Origin of the sequence: Serratia marcescens (assembly GCF_006715005.1) — a bacterium.
Classification (GTDB): Bacteria; Pseudomonadota; Gammaproteobacteria; order Enterobacterales; family Enterobacteriaceae; genus Serratia; species Serratia montpellierensis.
Genome location: NZ_VFMJ01000001.1, coordinates 5,079,132 through 5,094,511, shown reverse-complemented (window position 1 = coordinate 5,094,511; position 15,380 = coordinate 5,079,132). Strand labels below are relative to the sequence as shown.

The 15,380-nt window shown below is 51.2% G+C and carries 13 protein-coding genes and 1 pseudogene; 5 read left to right on the top strand and 9 right to left on the bottom strand.

Features of this window, described 5'->3' with window-relative positions; all coding sequences use genetic code 11:
- Window positions 1-264 precede the first annotated feature (264 nt).
- On the bottom strand, window positions 265-954 hold the full coding sequence (locus tag FHU12_RS24650; protein ID WP_004936833.1) for an LrgB family protein: 690 nt from the start codon (window positions 952-954) through the stop codon (window positions 265-267).
- On the bottom strand, window positions 947-1,369 hold the full coding sequence (locus FHU12_RS24645; protein ID WP_004936830.1) for a CidA/LrgA family protein: 423 nt from the start codon (window positions 1,367-1,369) through the stop codon (window positions 947-949). The genes FHU12_RS24650 and FHU12_RS24645 overlap by 8 nt, the downstream gene beginning before the upstream one ends.
- A gap of 140 nt (window positions 1,370-1,509) precedes the next feature.
- Here FHU12_RS24645 and FHU12_RS24640 point away from each other — a divergent pair, with 140 nt between their 5' ends.
- Window positions 1,510-2,397 carry a LysR family transcriptional regulator gene (locus FHU12_RS24640; protein ID WP_141972318.1) on the top strand — a complete coding sequence of 296 codons (888 nt, stop codon included), beginning with the start codon at window positions 1,510-1,512 and terminating at the stop codon, window positions 2,395-2,397.
- Window positions 2,398-2,473: 76 nt separating this feature from the next.
- Here FHU12_RS24640 and FHU12_RS24635 read toward each other — a convergent pair whose 3' ends face one another.
- From FHU12_RS24635 to FHU12_RS24615, 5 genes and pseudogenes are all read right to left on the bottom strand, one after another.
- Window positions 2,474-4,123 (bottom strand): Na+/H+ antiporter, encoded by a 1,650-nt coding sequence (locus FHU12_RS24635; protein WP_141972316.1) that lies wholly within the window; start codon window positions 4,121-4,123, stop codon window positions 2,474-2,476.
- A 197-nt stretch (window positions 4,124-4,320) separates the two neighbouring features.
- Window positions 4,321-5,682 (bottom strand): NCS2 family permease, encoded by a 1,362-nt coding sequence (locus FHU12_RS24630; protein ID WP_025304431.1) that lies wholly within the window; start codon window positions 5,680-5,682, stop codon window positions 4,321-4,323.
- Between the two features lie 317 nt (window positions 5,683-5,999).
- A complete protein-coding gene (locus FHU12_RS24625; RefSeq protein WP_141972314.1) occupies window positions 6,000-6,407 on the bottom strand; it encodes a VOC family protein in 408 nt (135 codons plus the stop codon).
- A 47-nt stretch (window positions 6,408-6,454) separates the two neighbouring features.
- A complete protein-coding gene (locus FHU12_RS24620; RefSeq protein WP_049201475.1) occupies window positions 6,455-7,123 on the bottom strand; it encodes a glutathione S-transferase family protein in 669 nt (222 codons plus the stop codon).
- Window positions 7,120-7,562: pseudogene (locus FHU12_RS24615) on the bottom strand (lipocalin-like domain-containing protein). Before FHU12_RS24615 ends, FHU12_RS24620 begins: the two are co-directional and overlap by 4 nt.
- 196 nt (window positions 7,563-7,758) lie before the next feature.
- Here FHU12_RS24615 and bhsA point away from each other — a divergent pair.
- The 4 genes from bhsA (at window position 7,759) to FHU12_RS24595 (ending at window position 10,572) form a co-directional block, all read left to right on the top strand.
- Window positions 7,759-8,019: a multiple stress resistance protein BhsA gene (gene bhsA, locus FHU12_RS24610; protein WP_025304435.1), complete on the top strand. Its 261-nt coding sequence runs from the start codon at window positions 7,759-7,761 to the stop codon at window positions 8,017-8,019.
- 149 nt (window positions 8,020-8,168) lie between these two features.
- A complete protein-coding gene (locus FHU12_RS24605; protein ID WP_141972312.1) occupies window positions 8,169-8,918 on the top strand; it encodes a 3-oxoacyl-ACP reductase family protein in 750 nt (249 codons plus the stop codon).
- 263 nt (window positions 8,919-9,181) lie between these two features.
- On the top strand, window positions 9,182-9,394 hold the full coding sequence (locus FHU12_RS24600) for a YdgH/BhsA/McbA family protein (protein WP_004936800.1): 213 nt from the start codon (window positions 9,182-9,184) through the stop codon (window positions 9,392-9,394).
- A 221-nt stretch (window positions 9,395-9,615) separates the two neighbouring features.
- Window positions 9,616-10,572: a cyclase family protein gene (locus tag FHU12_RS24595; RefSeq protein WP_141972309.1), complete on the top strand. Its 957-nt coding sequence runs from the start codon at window positions 9,616-9,618 to the stop codon at window positions 10,570-10,572.
- 1,416 nt (window positions 10,573-11,988) lie between these two features.
- Here the strand turns inward: FHU12_RS24595 and drt3b are convergent.
- Together drt3b and drt3a are read right to left on the bottom strand one after the other, a co-directional pair.
- On the bottom strand, window positions 11,989-14,031 hold the full coding sequence (gene drt3b / locus FHU12_RS24580) for an antiviral reverse transcriptase Drt3b (RefSeq protein ID WP_141972305.1): 2,043 nt from the start codon (window positions 14,029-14,031) through the stop codon (window positions 11,989-11,991).
- Entirely contained in the window at window positions 14,024-15,373 is a 1,350-nt protein-coding gene (gene drt3a / locus FHU12_RS24575; RefSeq protein WP_141972303.1) for an antiviral reverse transcriptase Drt3a, read from the bottom strand. The genes drt3b and drt3a overlap by 8 nt, the downstream gene beginning before the upstream one ends.
- Between the last annotated feature and the right edge of the window lie 7 nt (window positions 15,374-15,380).

Here is a 15,380-nt window from a genome sequence, read left to right as displayed (position 1 = left end):
TTCACCACAGTTAATGTGCAACAATACTTACGATAAGAGCCTCTCCATATCAATAAGTTATACTTTATTGTTTCAATAAAAATAATTTACCTATTAATTAATTCATTGCCATTTAAAATGGGCGGCGATTTTGCCTGCGGCGCATCTATCGTTTTTTGTTATAACGATGGGAAAAATTATGCTGAAAAATTTCTTCGTTTTTTCTGGCGTCCATCAACGGCACCGTTCCCAAAAATGGGGCGGCAGAGCCCGCCCCGAGAGGTCTTACCACATCAGCCGACCGATCAACGGCGCGGCCACCACCGTGATAATGCCGGCCAGCATCATCACCAGGCTCGACACCACGCCTTCCTGTGGCCCCAGCTCATAAGCGCGAGCGGTGCCGGCGCCGTGCGACGATGCGCCAAACCCGGCCCCCTTGGCCAGGCGGCTACGCACCGCCAACCGCAGAAACAGAATATCGCCTACCGCCATGCCGAATACCCCGGTGATCACCACGAACAGCGCCACCAGGTCCGGTTGCCCGCCCATCTGTTTGGCGGCCTCCAGCGCGAACGGCGTAGTGATCGAACGCACCGCCAGGCTGCGCTGCACCTCTTCCGGCAGCGTCAGCAGGCGCGCCAGCCATACCGAGCTGTATACCGCTACCAGCACCGCCGTCGTTACGCCGGCGGTCAGCGATAGCCAGTGGCGGCGGATGATATGCAGGTTCTCATACACCGGTACCGCGAAAGCGATGGTTGCCGGCCCCAGCAGCCACAGCAGCCAGTGGGTTTCACCGATATAGTCCTGATAGGAGATGTGGGTGACCACCAGCAGCAGCACCAGGATCATCGGCGTCAGTACCAACGGCATCAGCAGTAACGTGCGGCGGCGGCGATACAGCTTCTTGTTGGCGAAGTACAGCGCCAGCGTCGCCAGAAAACAGGCCAGGCTAAGGATAAAATCATTCATGGCGCTGCTTCCGTCGCTGCAGCCAAATCTCCAGCCGATACACCCTGTCCACCACCAGCCCGGTGGCGCCCAGCGTCAGCATGGTGCTGACCGCGATCACCAGAAAGATCTTCCAGCCCTCGACCATCAGCAACTGGGCATAGTTGACCACCGCCACTACCGCCGGCACGAAGAACAGCAGCATTTCCGCCAGCAGCCAGCGGGAGCCGGCCTTGACCCAGCTCAGCGGCAGAATGCGCAGCAGGATCAGCGCCAGCAGCATCAGCATACCGACGATATTGGCGGGGAGCGGCAGGTGGAATTGTTGCACCAGGCGATCGGCGATCAGGAACAGCGCCGCATACAACGCCACCTGAATCGGCACCTGCAGGCGGGTCAGCAGGGAGGGGGCAACGCGGCGTAACGCCAGAGACATGAAAAATGACCTCAAACAATAAATTAACGGCCTACAGTATACGCAGCCGGGAAACCACGCCTGAAATGAATTAAAATTATCAACATCATGCCGTCCGGGAATAGTTTCCCGCCGGTAGCGTCCCCAAGGAGAACCCTAACGTGGATGTCCGCACCCTGCGCTACTTCGTTGAAGTGGTGCGCCAGCAAAGCTTCACCCGCGCCGCGGAAAAACTGTTCGTCACCCAGCCCACCATCAGCAAGATGCTGCGGCATCTGGAGGAAGAGCTGGAGTGCACGCTGCTGATCCGCGAAGGCCGCAAGCTGCGCCTGACCGACAGCGGCCAGGCGGTGTATCAGCGCGGCCTGACGATCCTCGACGAATTCCGGCAACTGGAGGCGGAGCTGGAAGACATCAGCTCGGTGAAAAAGGGCGTGCTGCGGCTGGGCATTCCGCCCATGGTGGGCAGGCAGATCGCCGATTTGATCCGCCGCTTTCGCCAAACCTACCCCGGCATCGAATTGAAGATTTCCGAGCTGGGCGGGCTGTCGGTCGAACAGGCGGTGATGTCCGGCGAACTGGATCTGGCGATGACGGTGTTACCCTTCGATTCGGAACAGCCGCTGACCTTTCTGCCGCTGCTGGGCCATCCGATGTGCGTGGTGGCACCGCGCACGCCGCAGTGGCTCAACCGCACCAGCATCAATATCACCGAATTGGCCGACAGCCCGATCCTGATTTATAACGAAGACTTTGCGCTGTACAAGATGCTGATGAAGGCGTTTCGCCAGGCCGGTTTTGAACCGCAAATCGCGGTGCGCAGCGGCCAGTGGGATTTCCTCGCCTCGATGGTGCAGGCCGGCGTGGGCATCGCCATGCTGCCGGAGCCGGTCTGCCGCTGGCTGGACAAGGAAAACCTGGTCTGGCTGCCGCTGGAGCCGCGCATGGAGTGGAAAATCGGGCTGATCTGGCGCCAGGGCAGCTACCTGTCGCACAGCGCGCAGGCTTGGATCGCCTGCTGCCGTGACTACTGGCCGCCGCTCAAGTAGCCAAAAAACAAGGGCCGCACAGGCGGCCCTTCAGAACAGAAATAAAGAGGAAAAACGTTAATTCCTCCTCTGAGGTTTAGCCTTCGCGCTCGATCAACAGCGCTTCGAGCAGGTCGAGATCGTGCAGCAGTTTTTGCAGCGTCTCGTTGCTGATTTTCTGCGTGGCGCGCAGATGGTACAGCTCGCCGCGCTCGGCGCGCAGCGCCGTCAGGCGGAAACGCCGCTCGAGGTTTTCCATCGCCAACGCATTCTCGATATCGTCTTTCGACGCAATGCGCCGCCGCAGCATGCCCGTCACCCGCGAGCTGACCTCTTTCAACACCTGCGGGTCGAGGTTTTCTTCGGTATCGGCAACCAGGCGCTCTTCCATTTTATTCACGCTTTCGATCGCCACCTCGGCCGCCATGGCGATCGCCATGCGCTCTTCCTGCTTGCTGGCGCTCTTGTCGGCCACCTGCACGCCACGCAGCAGCAGCGGCAACGCCAGCACGCCGACGATCAGCGACAGCAGGATCACCCCGGCGGCGATAAACACCAGCTGATAGCGCGCCGGGAAGGCGGTGCCGTCACTCAGCAACAGCGGTATCGACAGCACACCGGCCAGGGTTATCGCCCCGCGCACCCCGGCGAACGACGCTACCCACAGCTCACGCGTGCTGTAATCGCCGAACTGCAGCGGGCGCTTTTTCATAAAGCGGTTGCTGGTCTTCTTCATTATCCACAGCCAGGTGAAACGCAGCACCAGCAGCGCGGCGTAGATGGTGGCCACGTCCGCGAACAGGTACCAGGTCTGGATGGTCGGATCCAGCTCCGCCTGCAGGATAGAGGTTTCAAGAATGCCCGGCAGCTGCAGGCCCAACATGATGAACACCATGCCGTTGAACACGAACTCCAGCATCGCCCATACGCTGTTGGCGCGCAGGCGCATCGCCAGCGGCGCGTTGCGTATCACGCCGGACTGGCTGATGGTCATCCCCGCCGCCACCGCCGCCAGGATGCCGGAGACGCCGATGTGTTCGGCGATCAGGTAAGAAGCGAACGGCAGCAGCAGCAGGAACACGATCTGGGTCGCCGGATCGTCGCCGCTCCAGCGGCTCATCACCCGCAGCGATTTACTGTAGGTCCAGGTGACCGCCACGCCGGCCAGCAGGCCGCCGATCGCCACTTTGAGGAATTCGAGGGTCGCGCCGCCTACGGTGAACACCATGGTGCCCATCGCCACCGCGATGGCGAACTTGAGCGACACCAGGCCGGAGGCGTCGTTCATCAGCGCCTCACCCTCGAGCACGCCCATGATTGGCTTCGGAATGCGCCCTTTGCCGACGATGCCGGACAGCGCCACGGCATCGGTCGGCGACAGCACCGCCGCCAACGCGAAGGCCGCCACCAGCGGAATGCCCGGCACCATGGCGTAGATCAGATAGCCGACGCCGACCACGGTGATCAGCACCAGCACCAGCGCCAGGCCGAGAATTTCACGCCCGTGGTGCAGGAATTCGCGCGTCGGCGTTTTCCAGCCGTCGGCAAACAGCAGCGGCGGAATGAACAGCACCAGGAACAATTCGGGATCAAAGTCGACGTGCAGCCCGAAATGCGGCCAGGCCAACAGGGCCCCGATGGCGATTTGCATCAGCGGCAGCGGCACCTGGAACGGCAACATGCGCGTCACCACCCCGGACAGGGAGACCACCAGGATCAAAATGAGGATTGTAAAAAAGATTTCCATGCTTTCCTTAGACTCTACGATTCAGACGACATCGGCTCAGGGCCTGCGTTGGTCCCGATAGTAGATCACTTTTTTTACAGCCGTTAAAGCTTGTTGTGCCTTTCAAAACGCGGTGCAGAGCAGAAGAAGACTTATCTTAAGAAGGGAAATGCCGTGACAGATTCCCCCGCCCGCCGGGCGAGGGAACTCTGAGGGGCTTAAATCGCCCAGCCGCCGGCGTAGAACGCCACCAGCGCCACGGCGATCAGCACGGTGCCGATGTTCAGCTTGCGCCATTCACCGGAGAAGATGCGGCCGATGACCAGCGAGCTGAAGCCCAGCATGATGCCGGTAACGATGTTACAGGTCAGCACGATGAACACCGCGCACAGCAGGCCGGCCATCGCGTCGACGAAGTCGTTGAAGTCCAGCTTGGTGACGTTGCTCAGCATCAGCAGGCCAACGTACATCAGCGCCGGTGCAGTGGCATAGACCGGCACCAGATAGGCCAGCGGCGACAGGAACAGGATCAGCAGGAACAGAATGCCGACCACGGTGGCGGTCAGGCCGGTCTTGCCGCCCGCGGCGGTGCCGGCGGCGGACTCGATGTAGACCGCGGCGGGCGCGGCGCCCACCAGGCCGGAGAAGATGCTGCTCAGGGAATCCGAGGTCAGCGCCTTGCCGCCGTTGATAATCTGCCCGTCTTTATCCAGCAGGTTGGCCTGCCCGGCCACCGCGCGGATGGTGCCGGTGGCGTCGAATACCGCGGTCATCACCAGCGCCAGCACGCTCGGCAACACCACCGGCTGCAACGCGCCCATGATATCCAGGCTGAAGATCAACGATTTGCCGTCAGCGTCCGCCAGGCTCGGCATGGCGAACAGCCCTTGGTATTTCACCGCCGGATCGACGATCAGGCCGATGATGGAAATGGCGATGATCACCAGTAGAATGCCGCCGGGCACGCGCAGTTTCTCCAGGCCGAAGATCACCGCCAGGCCGACCAGCGTCATCACCACCGGGAAAGAGGTGAACGCGCCGAGCGCCACCGGCAGACCATCCAGCGGGTTCTTCACCACCAGGCCGACACCGTTGGCGGCGATCAGCAGCAGAAACAGACCAATACCGATACCGGTGCCGTGCGCCACGCCCATCGGCAGGTTGCGCAGGATCCAGGCGCGGATGCCGGTGACCGAGATGACGGTAAACAGCACGCCCATCACGAACACCGCGCCCAGCGCCACCGGAATGCTGATGTGCTGGCCCAGCACCAGGCTGAAAGCGGTGAAAGCGGTCAATGAAATCGCACAGCCGATGGCCATCGGCAGGTTAGCCCACAGCCCCATCAGCAGCGAGCCCAGCCCGGCCACCAGGCAGGTGGAGACGAACACCGCCGCCGGCGGGAAGCCCGCTTTGCCCAGCATGCTCGGCACCACGATCACCGAGTACACCATCGCCAGGAAGGTGGTCAGCCCCGCCACCACCTCCTGACGCACGCTGCTGCCGCGTGCGGAAATTTTAAAATAGCCATCAAGCCCGCCGGTTGGTTTTGCGGCGTGGTTCGCTTGAGAGTTCGACATAGGTTACTTCCCCTGTGTTTCATGAATCGGCCCGTCGCAGCAGGCCTGTAATCTCGCCCGCGCCCGATCGTCACGTAATCGTTTACGTCACGTTCCGCTTCCTTGCCCTTCCGTCGCATCGCCAACGGCAATGCGCACCAAGGCAAACGTTTAACTCGCAGCGCGCGGTACGGGTAATTTATGGTGGTTTATTCAAGGCAAACGATTATCCTGCCTTCCATAGCGTCTAATCAACTAAAGATCGCGGCAATTTATGCAGAAAGTGGCGAGAATGGCGTCTGCGCGATAAAACCGGGGCGAGGGACGCCCCGGCGAGATTACTGCACCTGTACCGCAGCGGGATCCATATACATCAATTCCCAGATATGGCCGTCCAGATCCTGAAAGCCGTGGCCGTACATCATGCCGTAGTCGCGCGGCTGATGATAAGTGTTGCCGCCGCCGGCGATCGCCTTGCGCACCAGTTCGTCCACCGCCGCCCGGCTGGGTTGCGACAGGCATACCAGCACTTCGGTGGCCTGTTTGGCGTCGCCGATCGGGTTCGGGGTAAACATCCTGAATTTGTCGTGGGTCAGCAACATCACGTAAATCGTGTCGCTGACCACCATGCACGCAGCGGTGTCGTCGGTGAATTGCGGGTTGAAAGTGAAACCCAGGTGGGTGAAGAACGCCATCGAGGCGGGCAGATCGCTGACGGGCAGGTTAACGAAGATTTGCGTAGCCATGGGCTACCTCCGATGAAGAATGACCCCATCGAGTATAGCCCATCCGCTTAACTCAGCAGGTCGTAAGGGCCGCCCTGCTCCAACGCCCGCTGGTAGGCGGGCCGGGCATGAATACGCTGCAGAAAGCCGCGCAGTTTCGGGCAATCATCCAACGCGCCGCGCGCCGCCATCGCCTCCAGCGGGAAGCTCATCTGAATGTCCGCCGCGCTGAAGTCGTTGCCGACAAACCAGCTGCCCTTATTCAGGTGCTGTTCGAGGAATTCGCAGTGCGGCGCGATCTGCTTGTCGAGATATTCGCGCTGCACGCCCTTGCCGATCGCGCCGGCCACCGGCCGCAGCAGCCAGGGGATCGGCGGCTGCCCGAGCCGGCTGAACACCAGTTTCATCACCAACAGCGGCATCAGCGATCCTTCGGCGTAGTGCAACCAGTAGCGGTATTGCTGGCGCGCGTGGAAGTCGGTCGGCATGAACATGCCCTGCGCGTCATAGGCTTCCTGCAAGTATTCGATGATGGCGCCGGATTCCGCCAGCGTCAGATCGCCATCGACGATCACCGGCGATTTGCCCAGCGGGTGGATCTTTTTCAGCGCCGCCGGCGCCAGCATGGTCTGCGGATCGCGTTCGTAGCGTTGCACCTGATAGGGCACGCCCAGCTCTTCCAGGAACCACAGAATGCGCTGCGACCGTGAGTGATTGAGATGATGAACAATGATCATAAAGAAGCTCCTGTGCGCTGCCACACCAGTTCACCCACCTGCAGGCCGTTACCGAGCTGCAAGGGCACCGTGCGCAACGTCAGCCGGTCGCCGCTGAAAGCGTAAAACGCACCTGACGGCTGCCTATCCAGTTGGGGAACGAACAGCCTTCGACCTGATGCACCACTCGCTGCTCGTTTTCCTCCACCTGATAGCGGCCGAAGTAGCAAATCATATTGATGAAGGCGGTGCGGATCTCCCGCTCGGACCCCTGCGCCAAATCGTCGGCGGCGAAGCGCGGCCGCACGGCACTGTAAAGCTGCGCCGCCATCGTGCCGTTGGCCTCATAGTGGATGCGCCCCAACACCTGCTCGCCCAGCGGGTAATTCAGCTCACCGTCCTGGTTTTCAAATGCCGAGGACACCAGCGCCCAGCTGCCGATAAACGCGTTTACCGTCATTACGCTTCTCCGGTTAAGGATCGTCTGTAAAGGGTAGTGGCGATTTTTACCGCGCGCCAGCGGGTGAAAAAATAATCAGTTTATTTGAATGAGATACTCAAAACTCTCCGGTTTTTTATTCCAACCTGCCGCACTATTATTTAACACATCGAGAGACAACGGGCTCTCACCCAATCAATACGCTGAGGAATACATCATGAAAAACGTCAAAATTTTTGCTACCGCTGCGCTGCTGGCTACCGCTTCTTTCGCTACCTTCGCCGCTGACCTGCCTTCCAGCCAACCCGCTGCAGACGCCCAGAAAATCGGCGTAGTCTCCGTTAGCGGCGCCACCAACCTGAGCGCGTTGGAAAGCGAACTGGCCAGCAAAGCCGCCGCGTCGGGCGCCAGCTCATACCGCATCGTCGCCGCCGGCGGTCAGAACAAACTGTACGGCACCGCAGAAATCTTCAACTGATCGTCGAACAGCCAACCGACGGAAGAAAGAAGCCCCGCAAGGGGCTTTTCTCGTTGTGGGCAGGCAAAGCTCTTTGTGAACAGTGGCCGCCAGACATTTCACCGATACTGGGAATCACGCCTTACCCTCACCCACTTTGGAGAAATAACATGACCACAGCACACCCTCTGCAAGGCAAAGTCGCGTTCGTTCAGGGCGGCTCACGCGGCATCGGCGCTGCCATCGTGAAACGGTTGGCGAACGAAGGCGCCGCCGTCGCCTTTACCTACGCCGCCTCGGCCGATCGCGCCGAAGCAGTGGCGAGCGCCGTTACTGTCGCCGGCGGCAAAGCCCTCGCCATCAAGGCCGACAGCGCCGATGCCGCGGCGCTACAGCAGGCGGTGCGCCAGGCGGTCAGCCACTTCGGCAACCTGGATATTCTGGTGAACAACGCCGGGGTATTTACGCTGGGCAGCACCGAGGAGCTGGCGCTGGACGATTTGGATCGCATGCTGGCGGTCAACGTGCGCAGCGTGTTCGTCGCCAGCCAGGAAGCGGCGCGCCACATGAACGACGGCGGCCGCATCATCCACATCGGCAGCACCAACGCCGAGCGCGTGCCGTTCGGCGGCGCGGCGGTGTATGCAATGAGCAAATCGGCGCTGGTCGGCCTGACCAAAGGCATGGCGCGCGATCTCGGCCCGCGCGGCATCACCGTCAATAACGTGCAGCCCGGCCCGGTGGACACCGAAATGAACCCGGACGCCGGCGAATTCGCCGATCAGCTCAAGCAGCTGATGGCGATCGGCCGCTACGGCAAAGATGAAGAGATCGCCGGCTTCGTCGCCTACCTGGCCGGCCCGCAGGCGGGTTATATCACCGGCGCCAGCCTGAGCATCGACGGCGGCTTCTCGGCGTAACGTCCAAGCCCCGCAAGGGGCTTTTTATTTATTCAGCTGCGCAATGTGTAAGCCTGAAGGTCGATACATACCCGTTCGCCACCCCCCGCTATACACCACCAACACCGCTTGAAAAACAACAATCGAATCAGTTTATGTACAAAAACGGAATAGTTTATTGACGATTCTGTTATTTATTCACCTCATCGCCCCCTTTATCCTTCGCTCCATCGTGTCGTACCGGACACCCTCATTTTTCGAATCGTCGAACACAGGATAAAGATATGAAAACCATGACCACCGTTATTTCACTCGCTCTGTTCTCCATGTTGTCGTTTAACGCCGCAGCAGAAAGCGTTACCGCAACCGGCAGAACGCTGGATTCCACCGAAGCCCTCATCGCTAAAAAAGCGCAAGAGGCCGGCGCAAGTGGCTATAAAATCACCAGCGCCTACATGGGCAATTTCGTCACCATGAGTGCAGAGCTTAAAAAATAATGCCAATAACGCCGCTCACCGGCGTTATTTATTTCCGCATAAGGAAGTCATCGTCGGGTGGTTATTCACCACGCTTTATAAAGCATCACGCTAATGCACCCGCGTACTAAAAAATGAGCCTCTTTCTCCACCGGTTATTATTCGGCGGCCTGACATCGCCTATGTCCGGATGGCTCATTTTCATTCACCTTGCAATACGTCGTTATAAGGATGAGTCACTGATGAAATCATTGTATCGCCTCTCCCTCCTGCTGCCTTTGCTTGCCACAGTGCCTGCACACGCCGCAGAGTCCGCCGCTCAGCCGTCAGACTGGTATCCTTCTGTTTACGGTGCAAAAGACGAAATCGGCGCCGCCAACCTGCTTACGCCGGAAGGGGTATTACAGTCCGTGCAGTTGGTAAAGCAAGGCAAGACATTGTCATTGGCCGTTCCCGTCGATAAAGATTTCCCGGCGTTCCGCCACCGTAGCTTCCGTTTATATAATATTCAGCCTGGTCAGCAGGACGGAAAAACGCTTGGCCCCAATAAATTCACCTTCAATGATGAATTGGTGAATGCCTGGACCGGCGTCGGCACCCAGTTGAACGGTATAGGCCATATCGGCATCGACAACGTTTATTATAACGGCAATAAGGCGGCGGACTTTGTCACCGTTGATGGCGTGAAGAAACTGGGCGTGGAAAAAGTGCCGCCCATGGTCACCCGCGGCGTGGTGCTCGATATGACGGCTTATTATCATAAAGACATCGTTCCGGGCGGCACTGAATTTTCCGTTGCGGATATTCAAGCGGTGCTTAAGAAGCAGGGCATTAGCTTAAGAAAAGGCGACGTTGTTTTATTTAATACCGGTTGGCTGGAGCTGATTGGTAAGGACAATAAAAAATTCCTGGAGATCGAACCGGGTATCGGCATGGAAGCGGCGAAGTGGTTGGCTGACCAAGGCATCGTAGCCTTTGGCGGTGATACCTGGGCTTCCGAAGTGTACCCTAACCCGAAAAATGACGAAGAGTTCCCGGTCAACCAATACCTGCTGGCCAAGCGCGGCGTCTATAACCTGGAGCTGATCGACAGCCGCCCGCTGGTGCACACGAAAACCTGGGAATTCCTGTTCGTGCTGGGGCAACCGCTGTATGTCGGTTCAACGCAGGTCAACATCAACCCGGTAGCAATTTACTGATTGGCGACACCACCACAGAAAATCGGCAGCGAGCGCCCACAAAAAACCCCGCCTGAGCGGGGTTTTTTTAGCGCTGTCGCCAGGCTTAGAACGGTTCTGTTTACCTGATTATAAATAAAAAACATTAATTTCAATAAGTTAAATTAAAAAGTAATAGTTATGTAATGCTTTTAGTTAAAGATACTCTTTATGACGACTAAAAATTTTACATTCCTTGCCTATTGATGAAACTTACTTCTTAACCGCGGTTTTCTGACTCAGTAGCACTAAGAGTAATGAGTTAGCGTCAAAGGCTATGCTAACCTATTCAAAAAAGCCTATAGAATCTAAGAATGTGGATATCTGCGAAGGGGCGCTTGCATATAATGCAACGCTCGTTGTAGGTGCAATATCTGAGTTCATCGAAACTCTTAATAGGGATGGCACAAGGGATCTGTGCAATCGTCTGCAGCTTTTCCAAAAAACTAAAATATGGTCTTCCAACAGACACCGCTATTTCCCTATATGAGCTTGGTTTTTCAGATCGCGTAATAGCTCAGGATCTCGCCACATCCTTGAAGCTAGCGGCGACTCAGAAGAAGTATCTCGTGAAAGAGTTGAAAAATAATCGAGGTAATGCAATGAAGGTGATAGAAAAATATCCAATGTATTTCCAAGAAAGAATCTCAGAGTTGATAGAAGATTTCTAAATAAAGAATCGGTATTGAAAGTTAGTATAAAGCACGAGCATAATCCTCATGCTTTATGCTAACAATAGTAGGAGATATTACGAAATAAAACTCTACACAATTTTAAGATAAGTGTATAAGACCATATATAGTTCAGATAGTTAATAGAAATTGATACTATAAGCAGAACTAGGTTAAATGATGGTGTAAAAGTGAATAAACAGATTGATGTTGGACTCCATGTGCTGATACGGACGCGGTATAATGCCGCGTTAGAAAAGTGGAGTAAATTTATATGGTTAGAGATAGGTCTTGGCGACGACAGCATGCCTTTCGTTTGAAATCGAAGAGAAGATTTTATCGTATTGCAGTAACTAAAACATCAATTACTATAGGTAAAATCTATCAGTCACATTGTGCATGTTCTTGTTATCTTTGTGGTAATAAAAGAAAGAACCATGGCGAAAAAATGCAAGAACGCCGTGCAAAGTTACTGCACACCGATTAATTTATATTAAGTATTTAGGATAACTGTCAGGCTAGTCTTTGACGCCCTTGTATCTATACTACTTTAGTCTCAACAACCCCCTACCACATAGGCCAAAAGCTGTGTAGTAGGGGGTTATCTCAACGGAAAGACTCAGGCGGATCTCGCCAAGTATAACTCCCATGCATAGGGCAATCATACCCGTTAGCGCTGGTGTGTGCGGCTGCCAACAGCCATTAAGGGTGCCTGATGCGCTTCCTCTCAGTATACAGCGTTGCTAAGTTTCGCGTCCAGCTCCTTCGCAAAATCAAAGTCATTCCATTTTGTAAACCAATATTCATTTAATGAAATAATTCGTTTCACATACGATTTTTCAATACCATAACGAGAAAGCAGAGCTTTTTTAAAAGAAACAGGTATGTATGGGCAAGCAATTAGATCCAACGTTAAGTGAACCAATTCAGACTCATTTAGAAGAGTATCAACTTTCATGCTATAAATATTTTCAATATGAAGCAAAAGATGCTTCCTGACCCCATCATATCTTTTTTTGTCACTCATATAAAACATTAGAGAAGTAATGGAGAAGTAATTCAAATTATCATCAAATGAGTATACACCACCTTCAAAGCTAATATTGAAATACTTCATCAAGCTTTTTTCACCTAACCAATAATATTTACCAAGCTGCCTAACCAGCACTAACAAATACAAAGTTTCGATCGGTGTTGTTTTATCAATGGAGTATTTATCTAAAATAGAACATGAATTATCGAATACACATTTGAATACAATATGTTGATATTCTTCGCCTATTTTTTGATCTTTAACAAACATAATTACTTGCTGAATTATCCTGCATAATTTTATAGTGCTATTCACTTTAGGAGCAACTGCATATATAAAATATGTGAAATTCACCACAGATACAATAGCATTAATTAGTTGACGCTCGCCACTTTCATCTTTTGAAAACTCTTTATAATCTTTAAAAAGTGTCTTGATTTTCCTTTCAATAATAGACAATGAATAGTTTAAGATATCCGAATATGTTATCCCTGATACAGAAAGTATCGATTTAAAGTCGGTAGATAAACTATTTTGATGTATGTAGACATTCCCTTTCTTAATATCTTCTTCTAGAGAGCCATTGTCAGTAATGTTATAAGATATTCTTTCCGATATCAAATTCGCTATTTTTTTCTTGGCTATAGTTATTGGCGTTATTATTGGACGCGAAAACCTCTCTTCTTTATATTTATTCAAACTTAGCTTGAAGGTTTTTAGATTTTTCTGTGTGCTTATTCTAATTTTATTGAATACATCATCGTCATTATAAAAAATGAAATAGTCATCGACATAGCGATATACTTGGTAATCCCCACCAAGAACTAAACCGTCTTTATTAAGATCATTGATGATATTGTTATCCACTGACTGCATTATTATCTCTGCAAAAATCCTGGATAATTCCGGCCCAATTATTATTCCATTTGTTTCGTTGTAGTTCGACCTCTGCATCAATTGATCAAATTTAAATGGGAATGTCGACTGTGTCTTATTTAACTGTTGTTTTGAATAATTTTTTTGCAAAACAGCCCATGAAATTGAATGGGTGTAAATTGAATCAAAACAGTTCGACACATCTAATTTAGAGAGAAAATTAAAACGCTTTTCACACCAATGATGATCTTCAGATTCATAAAATTCAAAAATATTACGATATTTCTTATAAACAAAAAAAGATTTTAAATTTTCATAATCCTGACCTTCAACCTCAATACTTAAATCTTCTTTCTCAAAACTTTCAATTAGAGATTTTGAATCGATGTAAGTACAACCAGCGATCCTTTTTGCTGATCTGAGGCTAAATGGGCTAACATTTGAATAGTATGTTATTAAATCTTTATAATTCCTATAGAAATCAACGCCCAATAGCTGTCCTTTAGGATGAATTAGAGACAAGTATCTGTATTCTTTATGTTTATGCGAAATTGGAAAAGTAAAAGCAATGCTAGGCAGTTTAGCATACTTGATATTTGTTTTAGTATAACTAATACCCTTATCAACTATTTCAACTGTTTCCGTGTTCTGTTCAAGACCCAATAAAAGTAGAATTAAACTATTTAAACAGTCATCTCTCTTTAGCCATATGAAATTCAACCCATCATGTTTTATTTGATGCTTAACAATAAACTTGTAAAAATGTCTATTTGAAAAAATAATAGGAACTTCATATGGTAAAAAATCGGAAAGAACTACTCGTTCTATTGGGAAATTTATCGATAACGCTTTTTTAGACATGTGACCATCCCTTAGATATATCGCTAAATTCTATGAAACTAAATTTCCTAAAAATTTTATCTTCAAAACCTTTACTAAAGGAAAACTTACTAATTCTCTTTTTAAGTTTCTGATCTTGCAAACCATCTATTTTATTCGCCAAATAAGAATCCAATCCATTTAAATCAGATAAATCAGTTATGAATCGATTACTAAAATATATCCCAACAAAGGCTTTTGATTTACTATTATAAAGACGAGTGTTTCCGGTAAGAAATTTCATTCTAAGCAAAATATTTTTTGCCGCTCTCTTTGGTGTTTTACTAACACTCTGATTATATTCATAAAATGTTTTATCAATTCGACTTCTAATTTTTTGAACTTTATTTGAACTCATCTTTATACTACAGTCTCTAGCTGTTAGCTGAAATTTGTAGCCTAGATATTCAAAACTTTTATTAGATTGTGTAAATAAATCCAGTTCTTTTGTTTTATTATTAAGGCACAAGGCACGGTCATTTATAATGCTAGTAATTTTGGGGAGATAGCTACAAGTATTCCCTCCTTTATCTGGTGAAAAGATCACTATCAAATCATCTACAAACCGTTCATAATAAGTAACATCTGGTAAGGCCCTTATTTTATCATCTACAACACTCATATACAGCTCAGATAAATAAGAACTTATGCCTACACCACGAGGCACCCCTTTATCTAGCCCAGTTAAAGCCTGATATTTCCTAATTAACTGAGTAATCACCCGACGTGGCGGAACAGATAACTTAGGTGATGAATGCAACATATCTAATAAAGACTTATGGTTTATAGATTCATAAAAACTTTCAACATCGGCCCTGATTATATACTTTGGACTCATTTCCTTAGCCAAGGCGCTTAGGCGACTGATAATCAGATCCCTATTATTTGATTTTATTGTGTATAACGAACTTAAAATAAATTTTATTTGCCTAGACACAAATAATGCTTCAACTGAATTCCCAATTGAATATACATTTTTATTCTTCACTTGATGTGGCAATAACGTCAAAGGTAACGCGTACCCTTTTATACCGACATTCTGTGCAATAATTTTCAACTTGCTATTCACTTCATTATTATATTGTTCTTTTCTAAGCTTAATATGCTCATTAACTTTATCTTTCTTTTCTTCAAATTTAGCCGTGCTAATCTGACCACTTCTCAGTCTTCTTGCGAGCCAATAAATAAAACCTTTTAACATTGTTATTTTCTTCCCGATCTTATAAGCGTCAGGAAAGTGTTCAACTTCTAAAGTACCTTTATTTTTCCTATCTAGGTCGTATATCCTTCTAAAATTCCTCGCTGAAAAAGACTGGTCAATCATTTTCAAT

Bases quoted from the DNA above. Each gene is read 5' to 3' on its own strand.
- FHU12_RS24650 (WP_004936833.1), bottom strand. From the start codon at position 954: ATGAATGATTTTATCCTTAGCCTGGCCTGTTTTCTGGCGACGCTGGCG.
- FHU12_RS24625 (WP_141972314.1), bottom strand. From the start codon at position 6,407: ATGGCTACGCAAATCTTCGTTAACCTGCCCGTCAGCGATCTGCCCGCC.
- FHU12_RS24600 (WP_004936800.1), top strand. From the start codon at position 9,182: ATGAAAACCATGACCACCGTTATTTCACTCGCTCTGTTCTCCATGTTG.
- bhsA (WP_025304435.1), top strand. From the start codon at position 7,759: ATGAAAAACGTCAAAATTTTTGCTACCGCTGCGCTGCTGGCTACCGCT.
- FHU12_RS24645 (WP_004936830.1), bottom strand. From the start codon at position 1,369: ATGTCTCTGGCGTTACGCCGCGTTGCCCCCTCCCTGCTGACCCGCCTG.
- FHU12_RS24595 (WP_141972309.1), top strand. From the start codon at position 9,616: ATGAAATCATTGTATCGCCTCTCCCTCCTGCTGCCTTTGCTTGCCACA.
- FHU12_RS24605 (WP_141972312.1), top strand. From the start codon at position 8,169: ATGACCACAGCACACCCTCTGCAAGGCAAAGTCGCGTTCGTTCAGGGC.
- drt3b (WP_141972305.1), bottom strand. From the start codon at position 14,031: ATGTCTAAAAAAGCGTTATCGATAAATTTCCCAATAGAACGAGTAGTT.
- FHU12_RS24620 (WP_049201475.1), bottom strand. From the start codon at position 7,123: ATGATCATTGTTCATCATCTCAATCACTCACGGTCGCAGCGCATTCTG.
- drt3a (WP_141972303.1), bottom strand. From the start codon at position 15,373: ATGATTGACCAGTCTTTTTCAGCGAGGAATTTTAGAAGGATATACGAC.
- FHU12_RS24630 (WP_025304431.1), bottom strand. From the start codon at position 5,682: ATGTCGAACTCTCAAGCGAACCACGCCGCAAAACCAACCGGCGGGCTT.
- FHU12_RS24635 (WP_141972316.1), bottom strand. From the start codon at position 4,123: ATGGAAATCTTTTTTACAATCCTCATTTTGATCCTGGTGGTCTCCCTG.